This window comes from Xanthomonas sp. CPBF 426, from assembly GCF_903989465.1.
GTDB classification, from domain to species: Bacteria; Pseudomonadota; Gammaproteobacteria; order Xanthomonadales; family Xanthomonadaceae; genus Xanthomonas; species Xanthomonas euroxanthea.
The window spans coordinates 885,169-905,452 of record NZ_LR861805.1 but is presented as its reverse complement, the minus strand read 5'-3'; the positions used below and the strand labels follow the sequence as shown (position 1 = coordinate 905,452).

Genomic DNA, 20,284 nt, shown 5'->3' with positions numbered 1-20,284 from the left:
GCCAGCACCCAACGCGCGCGGGCCGGGTCCATACGGAGCTTTAGCTGATGCGCCATGCTCGTGTGCTAGTCCTCGCCGCCGTCGCCGTGCCGGTCATTGCCGCCGTGGCGTTTGCGCAATCGGCGGTCACGCCGATCCCCGATCCGCCGCCGGTGCGCATTGCCCCGCTGGAGGTGGACCTGTCCAAGACCACCTGGGGCGATGCCAAGGCCGGCCAGGCCAAGGCCGCCGCCTGCGCGGCCTGCCATGGCCCGGACGGCAATCCGGCGGTGGCCATGTACCCGCGCATCGCCGGCCAGACCGAGCGCTACGTGGCGCACCAGGTCGCCCTGATCGCCAGCGGCGAGCGCAATACCGGCATGTCGGCGGTGATGGTGCCGTTCGTCAAGGACCTCACCGCGCAGGACATGCGCGACCTGGGCGCCTACTTCGCCACGCAGAAATCCGCAGCCGGCGTGGCCGACGACGCGGTGGTCAACGAGGGGCCGTACCAGGGGCTGAAGTTCTACGAGGTCGGCGAGAAGCTCTACCGTGGCGGCGACATCGCACGCGGCGTGCCGGCCTGCATGGCCTGCCATGGCCCGGCCGGCAGCGGCAATCCGGGCCCGGCGTATCCGCGCCTGGGCGGCCAGCATGCCGAGTACGTGGCGCGGCGCCTGAAGGAATACCAGGCCGGCACCACCCAGGAGCGCAACCCGGCGCTGTTCAATATCATGGCGCAGGTGGCGCACCCGCTGACCGAGCAGGAGATCCAGGCGCTGGCCAGCTATCTGCAGGGTCTGCACGACCGCGCCGACGATGCGGCCGCCGCGCAGCAACCACCCACAGCAACGCCCGCACGCTCATGAACTGACTGCCGCAACCGCCACACCGTGTCACGACGCCGGTCCCGCGACCGGCGTCGTCGTTTCCCGCTCTCCCCTCCCCATCCCCACGGAGCCCGCATGAATCTGCTTTCCCGTCTGTCCCTGCTGCTGTTGGTGCTGCTGCCGCTGGCGGCCTGCGCCGCCGACAAGAACGCCCCACCGGTGGAAGGCGACGACTACATCGTGATCGACGGCGGCCAGCCGTACGCGCCACTGGCCGGCAAGGTCGAAGTGACCGAAGTGTTCGGCTACACCTGCCCGCACTGCGCGCACTTCGAGCCCACCCTGGAGGCCTGGGTGGCCAAGCAGCCGTCCTATGTGCGCTTCACCCCGGTGCCGGCGGCGTTCGGCGGGTTCTGGGATGCGTTCGCACGCGCCTACTTCGCCGCCGACATCCTGGGCGTGGCCAAGCGCAGCCATCGCGCCATGTTCGAGGCCATCCACGAAAAGCAGACCGTGCCGACCCAGAACGTCGCCCCGGAGGAACTGGCCGCGTTCTACGCCGGCTACGGCGTGCCGCAGCAGCGCTTCATCGAGACCTACAAGAGCCAGGCGGTGGATGCCAGGCTCGATGCGGCGCGCGAATTCGCCAAGCGCAGCAAGCTCCCGGGCACCCCGGCCATCATCATCAACGGGCGCTACCTGATCGGCGCGCGCAATTACCCGGACATGCTGCGCGTGGCCGATTACCTGATCGCCCGCGAACACGCCGCGCCTGCCAAGCGCTGAACCGCGTAACCGCCACCAACGGCCGCCCGTGGCATCATGCGCCCCGCGGCCGTCCGGCCCTTTCCTCGCCCCACGCTGGAGATCCAATCCGATGAAGACCCGCTTCGCCCTGACGCTGATGGCGCTGCTGCCGATCCTGGTCGCCTGCAAGGCCCAGGACGGCTCGTCCGATACCGCACCTGCAGCCACCACGCCGGCTGCCGAAACGGCGCCTGCTCCGGCCGCTGCCACGCCGGCCGCCGACCCCGCCGCACCGCCTGCGGTGGGCGAGAGCGCCAGCACCCCGCCGGCCGCCGCCCCCAGCGCCGCACCGCGGGCGCCGAACGGCCCCGAGCCGGTCGCCGGCACCGACTATCTGGATATCGAAGGCGGCCAGCCCTACCAGCAGGCTGCCGGCAAGATCGAAGTGGCCGAAGTCTTCGGCTATGTCTGCCCCGCCTGCAACGCGTTCCAGCCGCTGATCGGGCCGTGGAAGGCCGGCCTGCCGTCGGACGTGCATTTCGTCTACGTGCCGGCGATGTTCGGCGGCCCGTGGGACGACTACGGCCGTGCGTTCTACGCCGCCGAAACCCTGGGCGTGCAGGAGAAGACCCACGAAGCGCTGTACAAGGCCATCCACACCGAGCAGACCCTCAAGGGCGAGCGCGGCAAGGATTCGGTGCAGGACATCGCCGCGTTCTACGCCAAGTACGGCGTGGACCAGAAAACCTTCATCGACACCATGAGCAGCTTCGGCGTGTCGGCCAAGACCAACCGTGCCAAGCAGTTCGCCACCCGCAGCAAGCTCACCGGCACCCCGTCGCTGATCGTCAACGGCAAGTACCTGGTCAAGGGCCAGAGCTTCCCGGACATGCTGCGCATCGCCGATCACCTGATCGCGCGCGAACGCGCCACGCTGGCCAAGTGATCCTGTCGATCGCAGCCCCGTGAACGCTTCGGATTCGCGCACCCTGCGGGTGCTGACGGCCAATATCCAAGCCGGCTCCAGCACCCGCCGGTACAGCGACTACGTCACGCGCAGCTGGTCGCATGCGTTGCCGCTGGGCAGCAAGCGCACCAGCCTGGACAGCATCGCCAAACTGGCCGGCGAGCGCGACATCGTCGGCCTGCAGGAGGCCGACCCGGGCAGCCTGCGCTCGGGCTTCACCAACCAGACCCACTATCTGGCCGAGCGCGCCGGCTTCCATTACTGGAGCCACCAGCCCAACCGCCGCATGGGCGGGGTCGCCTCCAGCGCCAACGGCTTGCTGAGCAAGCTGGAACCGCTGGAAGTGCAGGACCATGCCCTGCCCGGCCGGATCGGCGGGCGCGGCATCCTGCTGGCCAAGTTCGGGCAGGGCCGCGAAGGCCTGGCGGTGGCAGTGACGCACCTGTCGCTGGGCGCCAATTCGCGCATGGCGCAGCTGGCCTTCATCGCCGAGTTGTTGTCCGAGCATCCCAACGCGATGTTGATGGGCGATTTCAACTGCATGGCCGACCGGCCGGAAATGCAGGCGCTGTATCGGCATACGCGCTTGCAACCGCCCAGCTGCGAGGTGCATACGTTTCCGAGCTGGCGTCCGGACCGGGCGATCGACCATATCCTGGTCAGCGACAGCCTGACGATCGAACATATCGAAGCGATTCCCGCAGCGTTCTCCGACCATCTTGCGGTCGGCATGGATATCCGCGTGCCGCTGCACCTGCTGCGCTGACAGCCACGCAAAGTGGCTACGGGTTCGCACTGGCGGACTCGACCGATGACACCCCCTCGACGCCGCCTGTGCGATAACGCAGGCGGTTTTTCGTTGGGAGCACAGCACGTGATACGCATCTTATGAGTGTGTCGGCATGAGTGCGGTAGCGCCGCAGCCCTTGCCGGTGCGCACCCTGCGCCCGGTGTTCGTGCTGGCGGCAACCGTGGTCTGCACGTTTGCGTTGCTGGTGTCGTTGTTTCCGCTGGATGCAGGCCGTGTGCTGCTGGATGCGCAGACCTGGGCCTCGCGCAATGTCGGCTGGTACTACCTGCTGGCGATGACGGTGTACCTGGTGTTCGTGCTCGGCGTGGCCTTGTCCAGCTACGGCAACATCAAGCTCGGCGCCGATCACGACGAGCCGGAATTCAGCTATCTCTCCTGGGCCGGCATGCTGTTCGCTGCGGGCATCAGCATCACGCTGTTCTTCTTCTGCGTCTCCGAACCGCTCACCCATTATCTGCAACCGCCGCAAGGCGGCACCGGTAGTGGTGAAGCCTCGGCGCGGCAGGCGATGCAGTTGCTGTTCCTGCACTGGGGCCTGCATGGCTGGGGCGTGTTTGCGCTGGCAGCGATGGCGCTGGCGTATTTCGCGTTCCGGCACAATTTGCCACTGGCCTTGCGTTCGGCGCTGTATCCGCTGATCGGCAAGCGCATCAACGGGCCGATCGGCTACACCGTGGATGCACTGGGCATCGTGGCCACCGTGTTCGGCCTGGGCGCGGACATGGGCTTTGGCGTGCTGCATCTCAACGCCGGCCTGAGCACCTTGATGGAGGTGCCGCACGCCCATTGGGTGCAGGTGGCGCTGATCGTGGCGATGATGGGTGCGGCGATCGTGGTGGCGGTGTCCGGCGTGGAAAAAGGCGTGCGCTGGATGTCGGACATCAACATGCTGCTGGCGATCGCGCTGCTGCTGTTCATGCTGTTCGCCGGCCCCACGCACTACCTGCTCAACGCGCTGATGCAGAATCTGGGCGACTACCTTGGCAGTGTGGTCAACAAGAGTTTCGATGTGTACGCCTACGGCGGCCGCAGCGACTGGCTCGGCAACTGGACGGTGTTCTACTGGGCGTGGTGGATCGGCTGGGCACCGTTCGTGGGCCTGTTCATCGCACGCATTTCGCGCGGCCGCACCATTCGTGAGTTCGTGCTCGGCGTGCTGCTGATCCCGCTCGGCTTCACCCTGGCGTGGCTGTCGATCTTTGGCAACAGCGCGCTGGACCAGGTGCTGCATCACGGCCAGGGTGCGCTGGCGCAACAGGCCATCGCTGCACCGGAGACGGTGTTGTACACGCTGCTGCAGGGCTACCCGTGGAGCCGCACGGTGATCACGGTGACGGTGGCGATCAGCTTCGTGTTCTTCGTGACCTCTGCCGATTCGGGCACGGTGGTGTTGTCCACGCTGTCCTCCCACGGCGGCGAACCACACGACGATGGCCCGCGCTGGCTGCGCGTGTTCTGGGGCGTGCTCACCGCGGTGGTGACCGGCGGCCTGTTGCTGGCCGGCAGCATGGACGCGCTGAAATCGGCCGTGGTGCTGGCCTCGCTGCCGTTCTCTGCGGTGCTGCTGCTGATGGCCTGGGGCCTGTCGCGCGCGCTCAGCCAGGAATCGCAACGCAAGCGTGCGCAGCTCTACAGCCCCAGCCCGCTGATCGGGCAATCGCGTCACCACCGCGGCTGGCGTCAGCGCCTGGGCCAGGCGATGCACTTCCCGGCGCGCGATGAGGTCTATCGGTTCATGCACGACCAGGTGCGCCCGGCGATCGAAGCGGTCACCGCGCAGTTGCAGGAAGAAGGCTGGCAGGTCAGCAGCCGGCTCGACGACGACGACATGGAGATCAGCGTCGACCACGGCGAGCAGCAGGACTTCCGCTACCAGGTGGTGATGCGCGGCTACCTGACACCGTCATTTGCCGCGCAGCGCCTGCGCAACCAACGCTATTACCGCGCCGAAGTGTATCTGTACGAAGGCAGCCAGGATTACGACCTGGTCGGTTACAGCCGCGAACAGATCATCAACGACATCATCGATCAATACGAGCGTCACCTGCAGTTCCTGCATCTCACGCGCTGAGGTGCCGCCGCTGCAGCGTGCGCCCCACAGGAGGTTTGCCATGCCACGTTTCCCCGACCAGTTGCTGTACATCGGCGGCCGCTACGTCCCCGCCCGCGGCGGCCACACCTTCGAGGTGGTCAATCCCGCCACCGGCGAGGTGCTGGCCAATGTGCACAATGCCGGCGCCGACGACCTGGATGCTGCGGTCGACAGTGCCAAGGCCGGCCAGCAGCAATGGGCGGCACTGACCACGGTGGAACGCTCGCGCATCCTGCTGCGTGCAGTGGCGCTGCTGCGCGAGCGCAACGACGCGCTGGCCGAGCTGGAAACGCTCAACACCGGCAAGCCGCTGAGCGAGACCCGCAGCGTGGACATCGTCACCGGCGCGGACGTGCTGGAGTACTACGCCGGCGTGGCGCAGGCGCTGCAAGGTGCACAGGTGCCGTTGCGCGAAGGCAGCTTCTTCTACACGCGGCACGAGCCGCTGGGCGTGGTCGGCGCGATCGGCGCATGGAATTACCCGATCCAGATCGCACTGTGGAAAGCCGCGCCCGCGCTGGCGGCCGGCAATGCGATGATCTTCAAACCCAGCGAGGTGACCCCGCTCACCGCGCTCAAGCTGGCCGAACTGTTCACCGAGGCCGGCCTGCCCGATGGCGTGTTCAACGTGCTGCCCGGCGACGGCGCCAGCGTGGGCACCGCACTCACCGAACATCCGCAGATCGAAAAGATCAGCTTCACCGGCGGCACCGCGACCGGACGCAAGGTGATGGCCAGCGCCTCGAGTTCGTCGCTGAAGGACGTGACCATGGAACTGGGCGGCAAGTCGCCGTTGATCGTCTGCGCCGACGCGGACCTGGATCTGGCCGCCGACATCGCGATGATGGCCAACTTCTACAGCTCCGGGCAGGTATGCACCAACGGCACGCGCGTGTTCGTGCCGCGCGCGCTGCGCACCGCCTTCGAGGCGCGGCTGCTGGCACGCGTGCAACGCATCCACATCGGCGACCCGCTGGACGCGCGCACCACCTTCGGCCCGATGGTCAGCGCCGCGCACATGCAGCGGGTGCTCGACTACATCGAACAGGGCAAGGCCGAGGGCGCACGCCTGCTGTGCGGTGGCGAACGTCTGCGCGACGGCGCATTGGCACAGGGCTGCTATGTCGCACCGACCATCTTCAGCGATTGCACCGACGTGATGACCATCGTGCGCGAAGAGATCTTCGGACCGGTACTGAGCCTGCTCACCTACGACGACGAAGACGAAGCGATCGCACGCGCCAATGCCACCACCTACGGCCTGGCCGCAGGCGTGGTGACGCCGGATCTGGCGCGCGCGCATCGCCTGATCCATCGCCTGCAAGCGGGCATCTGCTGGATCAACACCTGGGGCGAATCGCCGGCACCGATGCCGGTGGGCGGCTACAAGCAATCCGGCGTGGGTCGCGAAAACGGCCTGGCGACGCTGCAGGCCTATACCCGCACCAAATCCATCCAGGTCGAACTGGAGCGCTACGCGTCGGTGTTCTGACGGGCCGACACCACCTGGCAGGCTGCCGCCACCGGCACCGCGCCATGCGCCAGCCGCAACCTGCGGACCGCGCTGCCGGCTTGAACGCTGCCGTTTCGAACAGCGGCCGCCGGTCCACCGCGCAATCGTTTTGAAAGCCGCTTCACACCGGCACCGCAACAAGGAGAACCCCATGCAACGCGAATACGACTACATCATCATCGGCGCCGGCTCGGCAGGCAACGTGCTGGCTGCGCGCCTGACCGAGGATCCGGGCGTCAGCGTGTTGCTGCTGGAAGCGGGCGGGCCGGATTACCGGCTGGACTTCCGCACCCAGATGCCGGCGGCGTTGGCCTTTCCGTTGCAGGGCCGCCGCTACAACTGGGCCTACGAGACCGAGCCGGAGCCGCATATGGACAACCGGCGCATGGAATGCGGGCGCGGCAAGGGGCTGGGCGGCTCGTCGTTGATCAACGGCATGTGCTACATCCGCGGCAACGCGCTGGACTTCGACCACTGGGCCAGGCGCCCGGGCCTGGAGGACTGGAGCTACCGCGATGTGCTGCCGTACTTCCGCAAGGCCGAAACACGCGACATCGGCGCCAACGCGTATCACGGCGGCGAAGGCCCGGTCAGCGTGGCCACGCCGAAGAACGACAACAACGTGCTGTTCCACGCCATGGTCGATGCCGGCGTCCAGGCCGGTTACCCGCGCACCGACGATCTCAATGGCTATCAGCAGGAAGGCTTCGGGCCGATGGACCGCACGGTGACGCCGCAGGGGCGCCGTGCCAGCACGGCGCGCGGCTATCTGGACATGGCGCGCCCGCGCGAGGGCCTGCACATCGTCACCCATGCCACCACCGACCGCATCCTGTTTGCCGGCAAGCGCGCAGTCGGCGTGCACTACCTGGTCGGCAACAGCAGCGAAGGCATCGACGCACATGCGCGCCGCGAAGTGCTGGTGTGTGCCGGAGCAATTGCCTCGCCGCAGCTGCTGCAGCGCTCCGGCGTCGGCGCGCCCGACCTGCTGCGCGCACTCGATGTGCAACTGGTGCACGACCTGCCCGGCGTCGGCCAGAACCTGCAGGATCATCTGGAGGTCTACATCCAGTACGCCTGCGCCAAGCCGGTATCGTTGTATCCGGCATTGCAATGGTGGAACCAGCCGGCCATCGGTGCGCAGTGGCTGTTCGCCGGCACCGGCACCGGTGCCAGCAATCAATTCGAAGCCGGCGGTTTCATCCGCACGCGCGAGGAATTCGACTGGCCCAATATCCAGTACCACTTCCTCCCCGTCGCGATCAATTACAACGGCAGCAATGCGGTGAAGGAACACGGTTTCCAGGCGCATGTAGGCTCGATGCGCACCCCCAGCCGCGGGCGCGTGCATGCCAAGTCGCGCGACCCGCGCCAGCATCCGTCGATCCTGTTCAACTACCAATCCACCAATCAGGACTGGCAGGAATTCCGCGATGCGATCCGCATCACCCGCGAGATCATCGCCCAGCCCGCACTGGACGCCTACCGCGGCCGCGAAATCAGCCCGAGCGCAGACTGCAAGACCGATGCCGAGCTGGACGCCTTCGTGCGCGCGCGCGCAGAGACGGCGTATCACCCGTCCTGCTCCTGTGCGATGGGCAGCGATGACATGGCGGTGGTCGATGGACAGGGCCGCGTGCACGGCATGGAAGGCCTGCGCGTGATCGATGCATCGATCATGCCGCGCATCATCACCGGTAACCTCAATGCCACCACCATCATGATCGCCGAGAAGATCGCCGACCGCATGCGTGGCCGCACGCCACTGCCGCGCAGCACGGCCGACTACTACGTGGCCGGCGATGCGCCCGTGCGCGGGTGACGCTGGAAAACGCGGTGCGACGCCCGGGTCGAGTGCGCGGTGCCCTCACCAGAAAGTTGGTCGGCGCTTGTTCGAAAAGCTGTCTGTGGTGCGGTGTGCATCACGTGGAGCCGATGCTTCATGACCGAACGAGGCGCATCAGCACCGCTCTTACCCTGCAGACCGACTATCTCGACTGGTCCTTGCCCGCCCACCGTCGCGGGACCTTACGCGGCATGGATGCCGCGTAAGAGCCTACACGGACGTACTTGCGGCGTGTCCCGCGAGGGTGGGCGGGCAAGGGCCCTGCAGCCAACTCACAGCGTCGAGGGCGCGGCGAGGACACCGCACCAGACAGTTGGTCGGCGCTTGTTCGAAAAGCTGTCTGTGGTGCGGTGTGCATCACGTGGAGCCGATGCTTGATGATAGAACGAGGCGCATCAGCAACGCTCTTACCCTGCACACCGACTATCTCGACTGGTCCTTGCCCGCCCACCTTCGCGGGACCTTACGCGGCATGGATGCCGCGTAAGAGCCTACACGGACGTACTTGCGGCGTGTCCTGCGATGGTGGGCGGGCAAGGGCCCTGCAGCCAACTCACAGCGTCGAGGGCGCGGTGAGGACACCGCACCAGAAAGTTGGTCGGCGCTTGTTCGAAAAGCTGTCTGTGGTGCGGCGTGCATCACGTGGAGCCGATGCTTCATGATCGAACGAGGCGCATCAGCACCGCTCTTATCCTGCACACCGACTATCTCGACTGGTCCTTGCCCGCCCAGCATCGCGGGACCTTACGCGGCATGGATGCCGCGTAAGAGCCTACACCGACGTACTTGCGGCGTGTCCCGCGAGGGTGGGCGGGCAAGGGCCCTGCAGCAAGTCCGCAGATCAGCCGCTCTCCGCTTTACGACTGCCCAGACAGACTAAAACTTCAGGTCGACCCGCGCATACCAGAAGCGCCCACCAGGGATGTCGTAAGTGGACGCGTCATAACCATTGAGGGAGCACGACAGGCACAGCGGCGGATCCTTGTCGAAGACGTTGTTCAAGCCGGCCGTGAGTTGCAGGCCTTTGAGCCAATCGACGCGATAGCCCAGCTGCGCATCGTGATAGGTGATCGCATCCAGGCGGTTGGTGCCCACTGCAGGATCGGAGCACACCGCAAATTCCACCGCATCGCCGCATTGTTCGGTGAGTTTGGAAATGTGGCGCGCGGTCCATGATGCAGTCCAGCGGCCCAGCGACCAGTCCAGCACCGCGTTGCTGGTCCATTCCGGGATCGCGCTGTCCACCACTTCGATGCCTGGCCCCTGCGGCTGCCGTTGCCCCGCCGCACCGAGCGCCTCGTAACGGCCCACGAAGGTGTTCTGCCAGGACACCTTGAAACGGCCAAACGCCGTTTCCGGCAATGTCCAGAACAGGTCCACATCCCAACCGTCGGTCTTGATCGAGCCCAGGTTGGTCAAGCGATTGTTGAACGCATTGATGCCGCCGGTGGACGCGCGCCCGATGCCATTGCAATACAGCGCGTCCAGGGTATCCACACACAGGTCCAGCTGCGTTTGCGCATTGATCGCCTGGATCGCGCCATCGACATGGTGCCGATAGAACGTCATCTCCAGATCGAGGCGATCGGACCAGCTGGCATTGCTGGCAAAGCCCGGGCTGAACACGAAGCCGGCGCTGAAGCTGCGCGAGCGCTCCGGATCCAGCTGCTCGTTGCCGCCGGTGGTGACCGAGATCTGCTGGTTGGCCTGTTGATAGCCGGCCGGTACGCCGAGCGATGCGCAGTTGGCGGCGCTGCCGCGCGGCGCGGTGCCACCCAACCCGATCGAGCATGGATCGGACAACTGCAGATCGGCGCGCGCGGCCGAACCGAACAACTCGCCGATGGTCGGCGCACGGAAGCCCTCCGCGTAACTGGTGCGCAACACCAACTCATCGGTGACCTGCCAACGCAAGCCGTATTTTGGCGTGAACTCGCCGCCGAAGGTGGAGTAATCCGAATAACGGCCAGCGATGTTCAAGTCGAGTTTGTCGCCCAGCGACGAATTGGCGAAGATCGGGATATTGAGTTCGAGATAGGCCTCGTTGACGTCGTAGCTGCCCGAGGTCGGCAATGACGGTACACCGTTGTAGCGCCCCGCCACGGTGAGCGGATCGGGTTGGTACGACCCTTCGTACTTGCGGTACTCGTAGCCGGTGGCGAACGACACCGCGCCGCCTGGCAGCTGGAACAACTCGCTGCTGAGATTGGCGGTGAACAGGCTCAACTCGTTCTGGCTGCGGTCGCGCACCACCGGCTGGATCCACCGCAACATCTCCGGCGTGATGCTGCCGGCGCCGCCGAAGATATCCAGCGGCACGCAGCCGGCCACCGCCGCGCACGCGGCCGGATCGCCCAGGCCCAGATTGATGTTGTAGAGGTTGTAGCTGCCGTAGTTGGTCTGTTCGGCCTTGTTCTTGCTGTACATGCCGTTGACGTCCCAGTACCAGGTCCGCGCCGCGCCTTCGAAGGTGCCCACCAGGCCGGTGCCGAAATACTGCGTGTCGACCTGCTGCTCGAACCGGCGCGCGCCGCCTTCCACCGGGCGGCGGCCAATCTGGATCAGGTTGGTGGCCGAGTTCAACGCGAAGCCGAATGGATTGAAGGGATTGAGCGCGGAAATCACGATGTTGTCGGCCAGCGGATTGCCGGTGCCGGCATCGGGGCCGAGAAAGATCGGCTCGGGCGCGGCCTGGTTGGTCGACTCGCGCCGGTTGCCCAGCGCCTTGACGTACCACTGCACATCGTCGTTGAAGTAATAGCGAAATTGCGCGAACACGCCCTTGCGCTCGGACGGCGTCAGCAACAGATTCTGCTCTGCAAAGTTGTAGCGGTCCGCGGTGCCGAAACAGTGGTAATCGTCGCTGCGCGTACAGCCGGCACTGCCATCGTATTGCGGCGTGCCAACGCCGGCGTTGGGCGTGAGGTTCTGGCGCACGCCGGTGTTGGGGTCGACGAACTGGAAGCGGCCATCCGGCGTTGCCGAACTGGCGAAGGTCAGCCCGGTGCCCGGAATCGGGAAACGGGCCTGCGCACGATCGCGCGCGTAGATGGGATCCTGCTTGACGTAGCTGGCCCCCAGAAACAGGCTGAAGTCCTCGCCACTGGTACCCCAGGCCAGGTCCATGCCCTGGTTGGTGCCGTCGCCCTTGCCGTATTGCCCGTAGTTGAGCGTGACCTGCGCACCGTCGAAGCTGCGCCGGGTGATGATGTTGACCACGCCGGCAATCGCGTCCGAGCCGTACAACGACGAGGCGCCATCCTCGAGCACCTCGATGCGCTCCACGATCGCCAACGGAATGGTGTTGAGATCGGTCGACGAGCCCACGCCCGAGGCCGAGGATTCGTTGACCCAGCGGATGCCATCGACCAGGACCAGCACGCGCTTGGAACCGAGATGGCGCAGATCCACCTGCGCCGAGCCGGCGCCCACACCACCGCCATCGGGCGGAAAGCCGAAGTTGCCGGACGAATTGAATTTGGCGTTGAGCGCCGACCCCGAGGCGGTGAGTTCCTGCAGCACCTCGCCGATCGAGGTCAGGCCGGTGCGTTCGATGTCGGCGCGGTTGAGCGTCTGGATCGGCACCTGGCCCTGCAACTCTGCGGTCCGGATGCGCGTGCCGGTGACCTGTACGCTGTCGAGCGTGCGCGTGCTCGGGGCGGCCTCGGGCTGTTGCGCCCAGGCGAGTGTAGGAACCAGACACAAGGACAACGGCACGGCCAGGCATGACCGACGGGGGCCAATCAGACGCTTCATCCTTTCTCTCTCCAGAAGGATTCTTGAGTGTCCGCACGCCCCCGTGCCCTGCGGTCCGCCCCCACTTTTAAACGAAACCTTAACGCCCCGCAAGCCAGCCGTGACGCAGTGGGAAGTGGTCCGCAGTGCTCCGCAGCGGCAGGCCACGGTGCACATGCGCGGTGCGCACCGGCATCGCACGCCCATCGCTGCCGTCAGCGACGGTCGGCACCGGTCTGCTGCGCATTCACTCAGGGGCGCCGGCGTGCTTCGGTATCATCGCGCAATGACCTATACCCCCCGTCTTGCCACTGTTTTCGTCGGTTTGCTGTGCCTTGGCAGTACTGCGCTGCATGCCCAGAGCCTGGACCCGCAACTGACCGCCATGCGCGATGCCATCGCTGCTGCAGAGCGCGGCCAGTCCGATGCCGGTCAGCTGGCCGCGTTGAACCGCCACCCGCTCTATGGCTGGCTGGAATTTGCCACGCTCAAGCGCAACATCGACAACGTCTCCACGGCACAGGCGCAGGGATTCCTGCAGCGTTATGCAGGCCAGCCGGTGGCCGAGAGCTTCCGCGGCACCTGGTTGCCGGCGGTGGCACGCCGCCAGGACTGGAACACGTTGCTGGCCAACTGGAAGCCCACCGACAACCTGGGCCTGCGCTGCGCGCAGCTGACCGCGCGCCAGGCGACCGGCAAGCTGGATGCACAGTGGAGCCGCGACGCGTTGACCCTGTGGCGCACCGGCAAGGGCCTGCCCGATGCCTGCGATCCGGTGGTTGCCGGGCTGGAAGCGCGGGGCGAACTCACCCCGGCGCTGCGCTGGGAGCGCGTGGAGGCGGCGGCCGATGCACAGCAGCCTGCGGTGATGCGCACGGCCGCGCGCGGCTTGCCGGCGGCCGATCTGGCATTGGCTAACGATTACGCCGCGTTTCTGGACAAGGTGCACCCGCGTGCACTCGGTTGGCCAAAGACCGAGCGCAGCCGTCGCATCGCCGTCGACGGCCTGGCCAAACTGGCCAAGAACGATCCGGACGCGGCCGAGCAGCAGTTGCCACAGCTGGCTAGCGCACTCGGCTTCAGCGAGGCGCAGCGCGGCCAGGTGCTGTACCAGATCGCGCTGTGGACGGTGGCGTCCTACCTGCCGGATTCGGCACGGCGCCTCAATGCAGTCCCCGATGCCTCATACGACGAGCGCCTGCACGAATGGCGCGCGCGCGAAGCGATGGCGCGCGGCGACTGGCCGGCCGCCTTGGCCGCGATACGCAAGATGCCCGCCACCCAGCGCAGCGATTCGCGCTGGCAGTATTTCGAGGCGCGCCTGGCCGAGAAGACCGGCGCTGCCGCGGCCGCGCAGCCGCTGTATCGCGCAGCCGCGCAATCGCCGACCTTCCACGGCTTCCTGGCCGCCGATCGTCTGCAGCAGCCTTATCGGCTGTGCCCGTGGGAGCCCAAGGACACCCCGCAGGCCAAGGCCGCCGTCGCGCGCGATCCGGCGTTGCTCCGTGCCATCGCCTTGTTCCAGATCGACCGCCCCGGTTGGGCCGTGGCCGAGTGGAACGATGCCGCAAGCCGCTTCGACGACACCCAGCGCCGGCTGGCGGTGCAGGTGGCCAGCGAGAATGGCTGGTTCGATCGCGCAGTGTTCGCGCTCGGCAAGCAGCCGGACGAACAACGCCTGTATGCATTGCGCTTTCCGCTGCATCACGACGACAGCATTCGCCGCGAAGCGGCCAAGAACGCGATCGACCCGGCCTGGGTGGCAGCGGAGATCCGTGCCGAAAGCATCTTCAATCCGCGCGCCCGCTCGCCAGCCAACGCGATGGGCCTGATGCAGGTATTGCCGGGCACCGGCGCGGCCGTGGCCAAGGGCATCGCCCTGCCTGGTTACGCGGGCGCCACCAGTCTGTACGAGCCGGACACCAACATCGCCATCGGCACCGCCTACCTGCGCCAGTTGCTCAATACCTACGGCCTGCCCTACCTCACCATCGCCGCCTACAACGCCGGCCCGGGGCCGACCGGGCGCTGGCAATCGCAGCGGCCCAACTTCGAGCCGGACTTCTGGATCGAGACCATCAGCTACAAGGAAACCCGTGAGTACGTCGCGCGTGTGCTGGCTTTCAGCGTGATCTACGACTGGCGGCTCAACGGCGACATGCTGCCGCTGAGCGATCGCCTGATGGGCAAGCTGGTGGACAAGCGCCTGAAACCGGTGTGCACGCCAGGCCAGGCGACCAATAACGCGGCGCAGGACTGAGCTCCAAGTCAGCCGCCGAACATGGCGGCCGGATGAGGTGGTCGTGCTTGTGCGGTTGCAGGGGTTGTCTTTGCCTGGGGCGCAAGCTAGGCGATGCCGCTCTGATACTTGCCTTTCGTTCGCTCCTAGGCTTGAAGCTCTGAGGCTTCAGGCTCTCAAGCTCTGGGGCTCTGGGGCTCTGGGGCCAACCAAGCGTTCCCGTCGTTGCGTTGTTTCGGTGCATCGAAGGCTCGGGTCGTCGAGGGCGCGGTGCCCTCACCGCTTGCGGGACACGCCGTGAATCCGTCCGTGGAGGCTCGGTGGCGGCATCCGTGCCGCCACACGGTCCCGCAACCGGCAAGGACACCGCACCAGAAGGTTGGTCGGTAGTCACGTGAAAGTAGCTTGTTACACGACGTGCATTGGACGTTGGCCGTTGGGCCGGGCAAGTACATCACTATCCGAAATGCACATCACGCGCTGCTCTTACCCATGCGCAGCAGACGTCCCGACTGGTTGCCGCTCGACGTGCATCGCGCATTGAGCCGGCGCATCGGCATCAAGCAACGCGCATCAAGCATTGCGCTTAGCTGTGCACACCGACCATCTCGACGGGTCCTTGCCCGCCCATCGTCGCGGGACCTTACGCGGCATGGATGCCGCGTAAGAGCCTACAGGGACGTACTTGCGGCGTGTCCCGCGAGGGTGGGCGGGCAAGGACCCTGCAGCAAAGCCACACCGCACCGGCTCTACAGCTGATCTATCCGCAAAGCCGTAGATCGTCCACTGTGCCTTACGGCATGTCCGCGATGATGGGCGGGCAAAGGCCCTGCAGCCAAGCCGTGGATCAGTCGCTCTACGACGCACGCACCGCATCGGGCATCATGTCGCGATGAAGATCTATCTTGTTGGCGGCGCAGTCCGCGATGCCCTGCTTGGCCAGCCCGCTGGCGACCGCGACTGGGTGGTGGTCGGTGCCGATCAGGCGCAGATGGAACGCCTGGGCTTCAAACCGGTGGGGAAGGATTTCCCGGTATTCCTGCATCCGCGCAGCGGTGAGGAATATGCGTTGGCGCGTACCGAGCGCAAGTCCGGGCGCGGCTATCGCGGCTTTGTGGTGGATGCCGATCCTTCGGTGACGCTGGAAGAGGATCTGCTGCGCCGCGACTTCACCATCAACGCGATCGCACGCGACGAGGACACCGGCGAGTTGTTCGATCCGTATGGCGGCGCGCGCGATCTGCAGGCGCGCGTGCTGCGGCACGTGGGGCCGGCCTTTGTCGAAGATCCCGTGCGCGTATTGCGTGCTGCCCGCTTCATGGCACGCCTAGCACCGCTTGGTTTCACTGTCGCGCCAGAGACCGCAGCACTGATGCGCCAGATGGCCGCCAGCGGCGAGCTGGACAGCCTGGTGCCCGAACGCGTGTGGCAGGAACTGCGCCGCGTGCTGGAGAGTGCGCAGCCGTCGGCCTTCCTGCGCACGCTGCACGACACCGATGCGCTGCGCGTCATCCTGCCCGAGATCGATGCGCTGTATGGCGTGCCGCAACGTGCCGAGTTTCATCCGGAGGTGGATACCGGCATTCACCAGGAAATGGTCAGCGACATGGCCGCGCGACTGGCGCCCGGCGACGCGCTGGTGGGCTTTGCCGCATTGACCCACGACCTAGGCAAGGCACTCACGCCGGCGGAAGAATGGCCGCGCCACATCATGCACGAACAGCGCGGCGTTGCCCCGCTGCAGACATTGTGCGAGCGGCTCAAGGTGCCGCAGGATTATCGCCAGCTCGCCATCACCGCCTGCCGCGAACACTTGAACGTGCATCGCCTGGCCGAACTGCGCGACCGCACCGTGCACGAGCTGCTGGTGCGCTGCGACGCGTTTCGCCGCCCCGAGCGCATCGCGCAACTCGCGCTGGTGTGCGAAGCTGACAAGCGTGGCCGGCTGGGCAGCGAAGACGCCGCGTATCCACAGGGCGAACAACTTAAACACCTGCACGCCGCTGCGCTGGCCATCAATGCGCGCGACCTGGCCGCACAAGGCCTGCAAGGCCCGCAGATCGGCGAGGCATTGGCGAAGGCGCGGATTGCGGCGATTGCGGCGGCGCGCAAGACCAGCGCATAGCCAGGGCGTCGCGCATACCGTCGTAGCAACGCAACAAAAATGCGAGAGCGCCAGGCAGGACGTGACTGCACCGCTCCGGGCTGGCGACCACCCAACCCGGTCGACGTCAGGGATGCGGGGCACACGTAGGGTGTTCGCCATTCAACCAGGCGGCTGCAGAACAGCAGCCGCCCGGCCATGCGTCACAGCTTGAAGTTCAGACTCAGCATGAAGGAGCGGCCGTTCTTGTAGATATAGTACGGCTGGTTCTTGTTGCCGATGTAGCTGAAGTAGGTTTCGTCCAGCAGATTGGTGGCTTCCAGCGCCACGCGCAGCCGCTCGGTGGCCTGGTAGCCGAACGATGCATCGACCTGGGTGAACGCATCGGTCATCTGCTGCCCGTTGAGGCGACCGATCTGGGTGAAATATTCCGAGCGCCAGCCCAGGTTCACCCGTGCGCTCCATTTGCCCTGCTCGTAGTACGGGCTGATGTTGTAGGCGTTGCGCGAGTTGTACGGCAGGCTGTAATCGCCATCGGTTTTCGAATCGGAGTAGGTGTAGTTGGCCACCACGCCGAACCCGTTGCCGAAGTTGTGCTGCAGGTTGAGCGCCACGCCTTGCACCTTGGCATCGCCGGCGTTGGTCGGCACGGAGGTCTGGTAGGTGCTTGAGCCGCCGGTGGCGTTGTTGAAGAACACCCGGTCTTCCACCGTGGTGAGGATGTAGTTGGAGATATCGCGCGAGAAGAACTCGCCGCTGAGCAGGCTGCTGTCGGAGAAATACCACTCCAGCGAAGCGCCCAGGTTGGTGGACTCATACGGGCTCAGGCCGGGATTGCCCGTGGACGCGGTAAGCGTGGTGTCGTCGGTGGCCACGTACGGGGTCATGTTGGTGTAGCGCGGCCGCGCAATCACCTTGGAGGCAGCCAGGCGCAGCATCAGGTCATCGCGCAGGTCGTAGGCGATGTTGAACGACGGCAGCCACTTGCCGTAGCTGTTGAGGAAGTTGACCGGTGTGTAGCCGCCACCGGGCGCGTAGCTGAAACCATCGGTGGAATCACGCGTGTGCACGTACCGCACGCCGATGTTGCCGCGATAGCGCTCGCCGGAAAAATTGCCCTGCAGGAACCAGGCGCGGTTCTGCTCCTCGATGCTGTAGTTGCCGGCGTAGCTGATCGGCAGGCCGGCATCGCCTTCCAGGCCCCCGATGTAGCGACCGATCGCACCGCGGCCGATGGTGGACCAGCGTTGCATGTCGGCGCTGGTGGACAGCCCGTCCAGGTAGCCGGACGGCGTGGTGCCTGGCGAGAAATCCGCGAGCGTGCTGCCGTCGTTCGGTGTCCAGGTACGGCTGTAGGACGACTGCCCGGTGGCGTGATTGGTGAGCTTGATGCCGGTCAGGATCTGCGTGAACGGCCCCCACTCCACCGCATGGTCGAAATCCAGCTGCAGGTAGCGCTCCTTGTCGTACTGCGGGCTGTGGCTGGCCGAGGCGTTGTTGAGTTGCATCGCCGCCGCGTTGGTGGGGTCGGTGCTGTAGTCCATCGCGGTGCGGCGCCCGTCGATGTCGTAGCTGTAACCTGCGAGATTACGGAACTGGATGCCGTAGATGCGCTCGGCGCCGCCTTGCGAACTGGTATACCCCACCTGGCTGGATGCATTCCAGCCGTCGCCATGCCAGTCCGCGCGCAGATGGATGCTGCCGGTGCTGACATCGCTGTTGCGCAGGTAGCCATCCAGGAATGTGGTGGACTGATTGCCGAAGGTGCCCGAGGTCGCCACGCCGTTCTCGAAGCCCAGCGCCTGCGCATCGCCAGGGTTGGAGCCCCAGTACCCGTAGCGGCTCTGGTTGTAGTTGTCGAAACTTTCCTTGACGTACAGGCCGGTCAGGTTGAGCTCGAAATCGGCATCCGGCTTCCACTGCAATGCAGCGCTGACACCATCGCGTTTGCGCGTCTGCTGAAACAAGGCGGTGTTGATCGAGGTCGGAAACACGCCGGTGTTATTGCCGACCACGGCCGGCGGAAACGCAGCGCCGGCGACATCGTCGTAGCCGAAGATCTCCACGCCATCGCGACGCAGCACGCGCTGCGAATGCATCACCGAGGTGAGGACACCGAACGTTTCATCCTGGTTCTTCCAGCTATACAGCGCTGACGCGTTCGGCTTGCCTTCGTCGGACCGGTCGTTGTAACCGTAGCTCACCGTACCGGTCAGCGTATTGCGTTCGAGCTCCAGCGGCTTGCGCGTGTGCACGATCACGGTGCCGCCGATCGAACCCTCGTCGATGCGCGCCTCCGGTGTCTTGTAGACCTCCATCAGGCCGACCACTTCCGGCGCCAGCGTGCTGTAGTTGAACGAGCGGCTGTCCGGGTCGTTGGGGTCGCCGCCCCAGCTGGTGGAGGCAATGGTCTGGCCGTTGAGCAGCACACGGTTGAGCGCCGGATCGGTGCCGAGGATGCTGACCTTCTCGCCTTCGCCGAACTGCCGGTCCACGGTGATGCCGGACAGGCGCGACAGTGACTCGGCGACGTTGGTATCGGGGAATTTGCCGATGTCTTCGGCGCTGATCGCATCGACGATCGCATCGGCATTGCGCTTGACGTTGAGTGCCTTGCCGAGGCTGGCCTGATAGCCGACCACCTTGACCTCGTCCAGCGTGGACACCGATGGGTTGGTCTGCGCGGGCGGCTGTTGCTGGGCGGGTTCCGCCTCCTGCGCAAACGCGGGAAGCATGCTGGCACCGGCAAGGGCAGCGCCACCCAGCAGCAGGCGACGGACGGCAACGCTCAGTCGCGAGCGACATGGTGCACGCTCGCCAGCGTTGGCGGAATCACGGGACAACTCACACACACGGGCTTGCAGCATTGCGTGGACCTCTTGGCTGATGCGTCGGGTCGCAACCGTCCGGTTGCTTGAGAACGCGCAGAGCGCGCGCCACACCCGCGATCCGTCCCCCTGTACACCGGACGGCGAGCAGCGTCTTCCCGCAGGCCGGTGGCGGCGCGCGGGGCAAGGCGCCAGGCCGATGCGTGACCGGCCGGCAACGTCTTTCATGAAGTCGGAGCACGCTCCTGATCGCTGACAACGTTATCAGCGAAGGTGCCTTCCCCACGCGGCGCTGTCAACTCAACGACACAAATAGCCACTTTCATGCCTGAAACCGCGCCTTGAGTGCAGATATTGGAATGACAACGCAATCGTGGCCGCATTCCCTCGCCTCGATGAATAGACCACTGCCGTTAGAGGACGGCCGCCATAGGCCGCGCGGCCGAATGCCGCAATGCAGCGTGTTTGCAGACATCGATGTGGTGCGTGCAAGCGTTTGATGTTCCGCAGGCAGTGTTCGCGCACTGCAGATCGCCTTGCGATCGCGGCACTCGGCGGCGAAGCAAGCCATTGCAACCACGTCGGGTCCATAC

11 protein-coding genes are annotated in these 20,284 nt (G+C 65.9%); 9 read left to right on the top strand and 2 right to left on the bottom strand.

All coding sequences use genetic code 11. The annotated features are described in order from the left end of the window. Window positions 1-47: 47 nt before the first annotated feature. The 7 genes from H7A87_RS03735 (at window position 48) to betA (ending at window position 8,761) form a co-directional block, all read left to right on the top strand. Window positions 48-848 carry a c-type cytochrome gene (locus H7A87_RS03735; protein WP_164739036.1) on the top strand — a complete coding sequence of 267 codons (801 nt, stop codon included), beginning with the start codon at window positions 48-50 and terminating at the stop codon, window positions 846-848. A gap of 96 nt (window positions 849-944) precedes the next feature. Then, on the top strand, window positions 945-1,595 hold the full coding sequence (locus tag H7A87_RS03730; RefSeq protein WP_104586010.1) for a thiol:disulfide interchange protein DsbA/DsbL: 651 nt from the start codon (window positions 945-947) through the stop codon (window positions 1,593-1,595). A 91-nt stretch (window positions 1,596-1,686) separates the two neighbouring features. Further along, window positions 1,687-2,502 (top strand): thiol:disulfide interchange protein DsbA/DsbL, encoded by an 816-nt coding sequence (locus tag H7A87_RS03725; protein ID WP_016902612.1) that lies wholly within the window; start codon window positions 1,687-1,689, stop codon window positions 2,500-2,502. A gap of 49 nt (window positions 2,503-2,551) precedes the next feature. Beyond that, entirely contained in the window at window positions 2,552-3,289 is a 738-nt protein-coding gene (locus H7A87_RS03720) for an endonuclease/exonuclease/phosphatase family protein (protein ID WP_119129742.1), read from the top strand. Between the two features lie 136 nt (window positions 3,290-3,425). After that, complete coding sequence (betT, locus tag H7A87_RS03715; RefSeq protein WP_119129605.1) at window positions 3,426-5,405, top strand: choline BCCT transporter BetT; 1,980 nt, start codon at window positions 3,426-3,428, stop codon at window positions 5,403-5,405. Window positions 5,406-5,445: 40 nt separating this feature from the next. Continuing rightward, window positions 5,446-6,918, top strand: a complete 1,473-nt coding sequence (gene betB / locus H7A87_RS03710; RefSeq protein ID WP_119129604.1) for a betaine-aldehyde dehydrogenase — start codon at window positions 5,446-5,448, stop codon at window positions 6,916-6,918. Window positions 6,919-7,090: 172 nt separating this feature from the next. After that, window positions 7,091-8,761: a choline dehydrogenase gene (betA, locus tag H7A87_RS03705; RefSeq protein WP_119129603.1), complete on the top strand. Its 1,671-nt coding sequence runs from the start codon at window positions 7,091-7,093 to the stop codon at window positions 8,759-8,761. A gap of 900 nt (window positions 8,762-9,661) precedes the next feature. On the opposite strand, the gene H7A87_RS03700 is transcribed toward betA, so the two are convergent. After that, window positions 9,662-12,541, bottom strand: a complete 2,880-nt coding sequence (locus H7A87_RS03700) for a TonB-dependent receptor (RefSeq protein WP_119129602.1) — start codon at window positions 12,539-12,541, stop codon at window positions 9,662-9,664. Between the two features lie 265 nt (window positions 12,542-12,806). On the opposite strand from H7A87_RS03700, the gene H7A87_RS03695 reads away from it, so the two are divergent. Further along, window positions 12,807-14,780, top strand: a complete 1,974-nt coding sequence (locus tag H7A87_RS03695) for a transglycosylase SLT domain-containing protein (protein WP_180496886.1) — start codon at window positions 12,807-12,809, stop codon at window positions 14,778-14,780. An 871-nt stretch (window positions 14,781-15,651) separates the two neighbouring features. Next, window positions 15,652-16,884, top strand: coding sequence for a multifunctional CCA addition/repair protein (locus tag H7A87_RS03690; protein ID WP_119129601.1), 1,233 nt, complete (start codon window positions 15,652-15,654; stop codon window positions 16,882-16,884). Window positions 16,885-17,066: 182 nt separating this feature from the next. Here the strand turns inward: H7A87_RS03690 and H7A87_RS03685 are convergent, their stop codons facing one another. Continuing rightward, on the bottom strand, window positions 17,067-19,598 hold the full coding sequence (locus H7A87_RS03685; RefSeq protein WP_119129600.1) for a TonB-dependent receptor: 2,532 nt from the start codon (window positions 19,596-19,598) through the stop codon (window positions 17,067-17,069). Window positions 19,599-20,284: the final 686 nt, after the last annotated feature.

Coding starts and splice junctions, on each gene's coding strand:
- H7A87_RS03735 (WP_164739036.1), top strand. CDS start 48: ATGCGCCATGCTCGTGTGCTAGTCCTCGCCGCCGTCGCCGTGCCGGTC.
- H7A87_RS03730 (WP_104586010.1), top strand. CDS start 945: ATGAATCTGCTTTCCCGTCTGTCCCTGCTGCTGTTGGTGCTGCTGCCG.
- H7A87_RS03725 (WP_016902612.1), top strand. CDS start 1,687: ATGAAGACCCGCTTCGCCCTGACGCTGATGGCGCTGCTGCCGATCCTG.
- betT (WP_119129605.1), top strand. CDS start 3,426: ATGAGTGCGGTAGCGCCGCAGCCCTTGCCGGTGCGCACCCTGCGCCCG.
- betB (WP_119129604.1), top strand. CDS start 5,446: ATGCCACGTTTCCCCGACCAGTTGCTGTACATCGGCGGCCGCTACGTC.
- betA (WP_119129603.1), top strand. CDS start 7,091: ATGCAACGCGAATACGACTACATCATCATCGGCGCCGGCTCGGCAGGC.
- H7A87_RS03700 (WP_119129602.1), bottom strand. CDS start 12,541: ATGAAGCGTCTGATTGGCCCCCGTCGGTCATGCCTGGCCGTGCCGTTG.
- H7A87_RS03695 (WP_180496886.1), top strand. CDS start 12,807: ATGACCTATACCCCCCGTCTTGCCACTGTTTTCGTCGGTTTGCTGTGC.
- H7A87_RS03690 (WP_119129601.1), top strand. CDS start 15,652: ATGAAGATCTATCTTGTTGGCGGCGCAGTCCGCGATGCCCTGCTTGGC.
- H7A87_RS03685 (WP_119129600.1), bottom strand. CDS start 19,598: ATGCTTCCCGCGTTTGCGCAGGAGGCGGAACCCGCCCAGCAACAGCCG.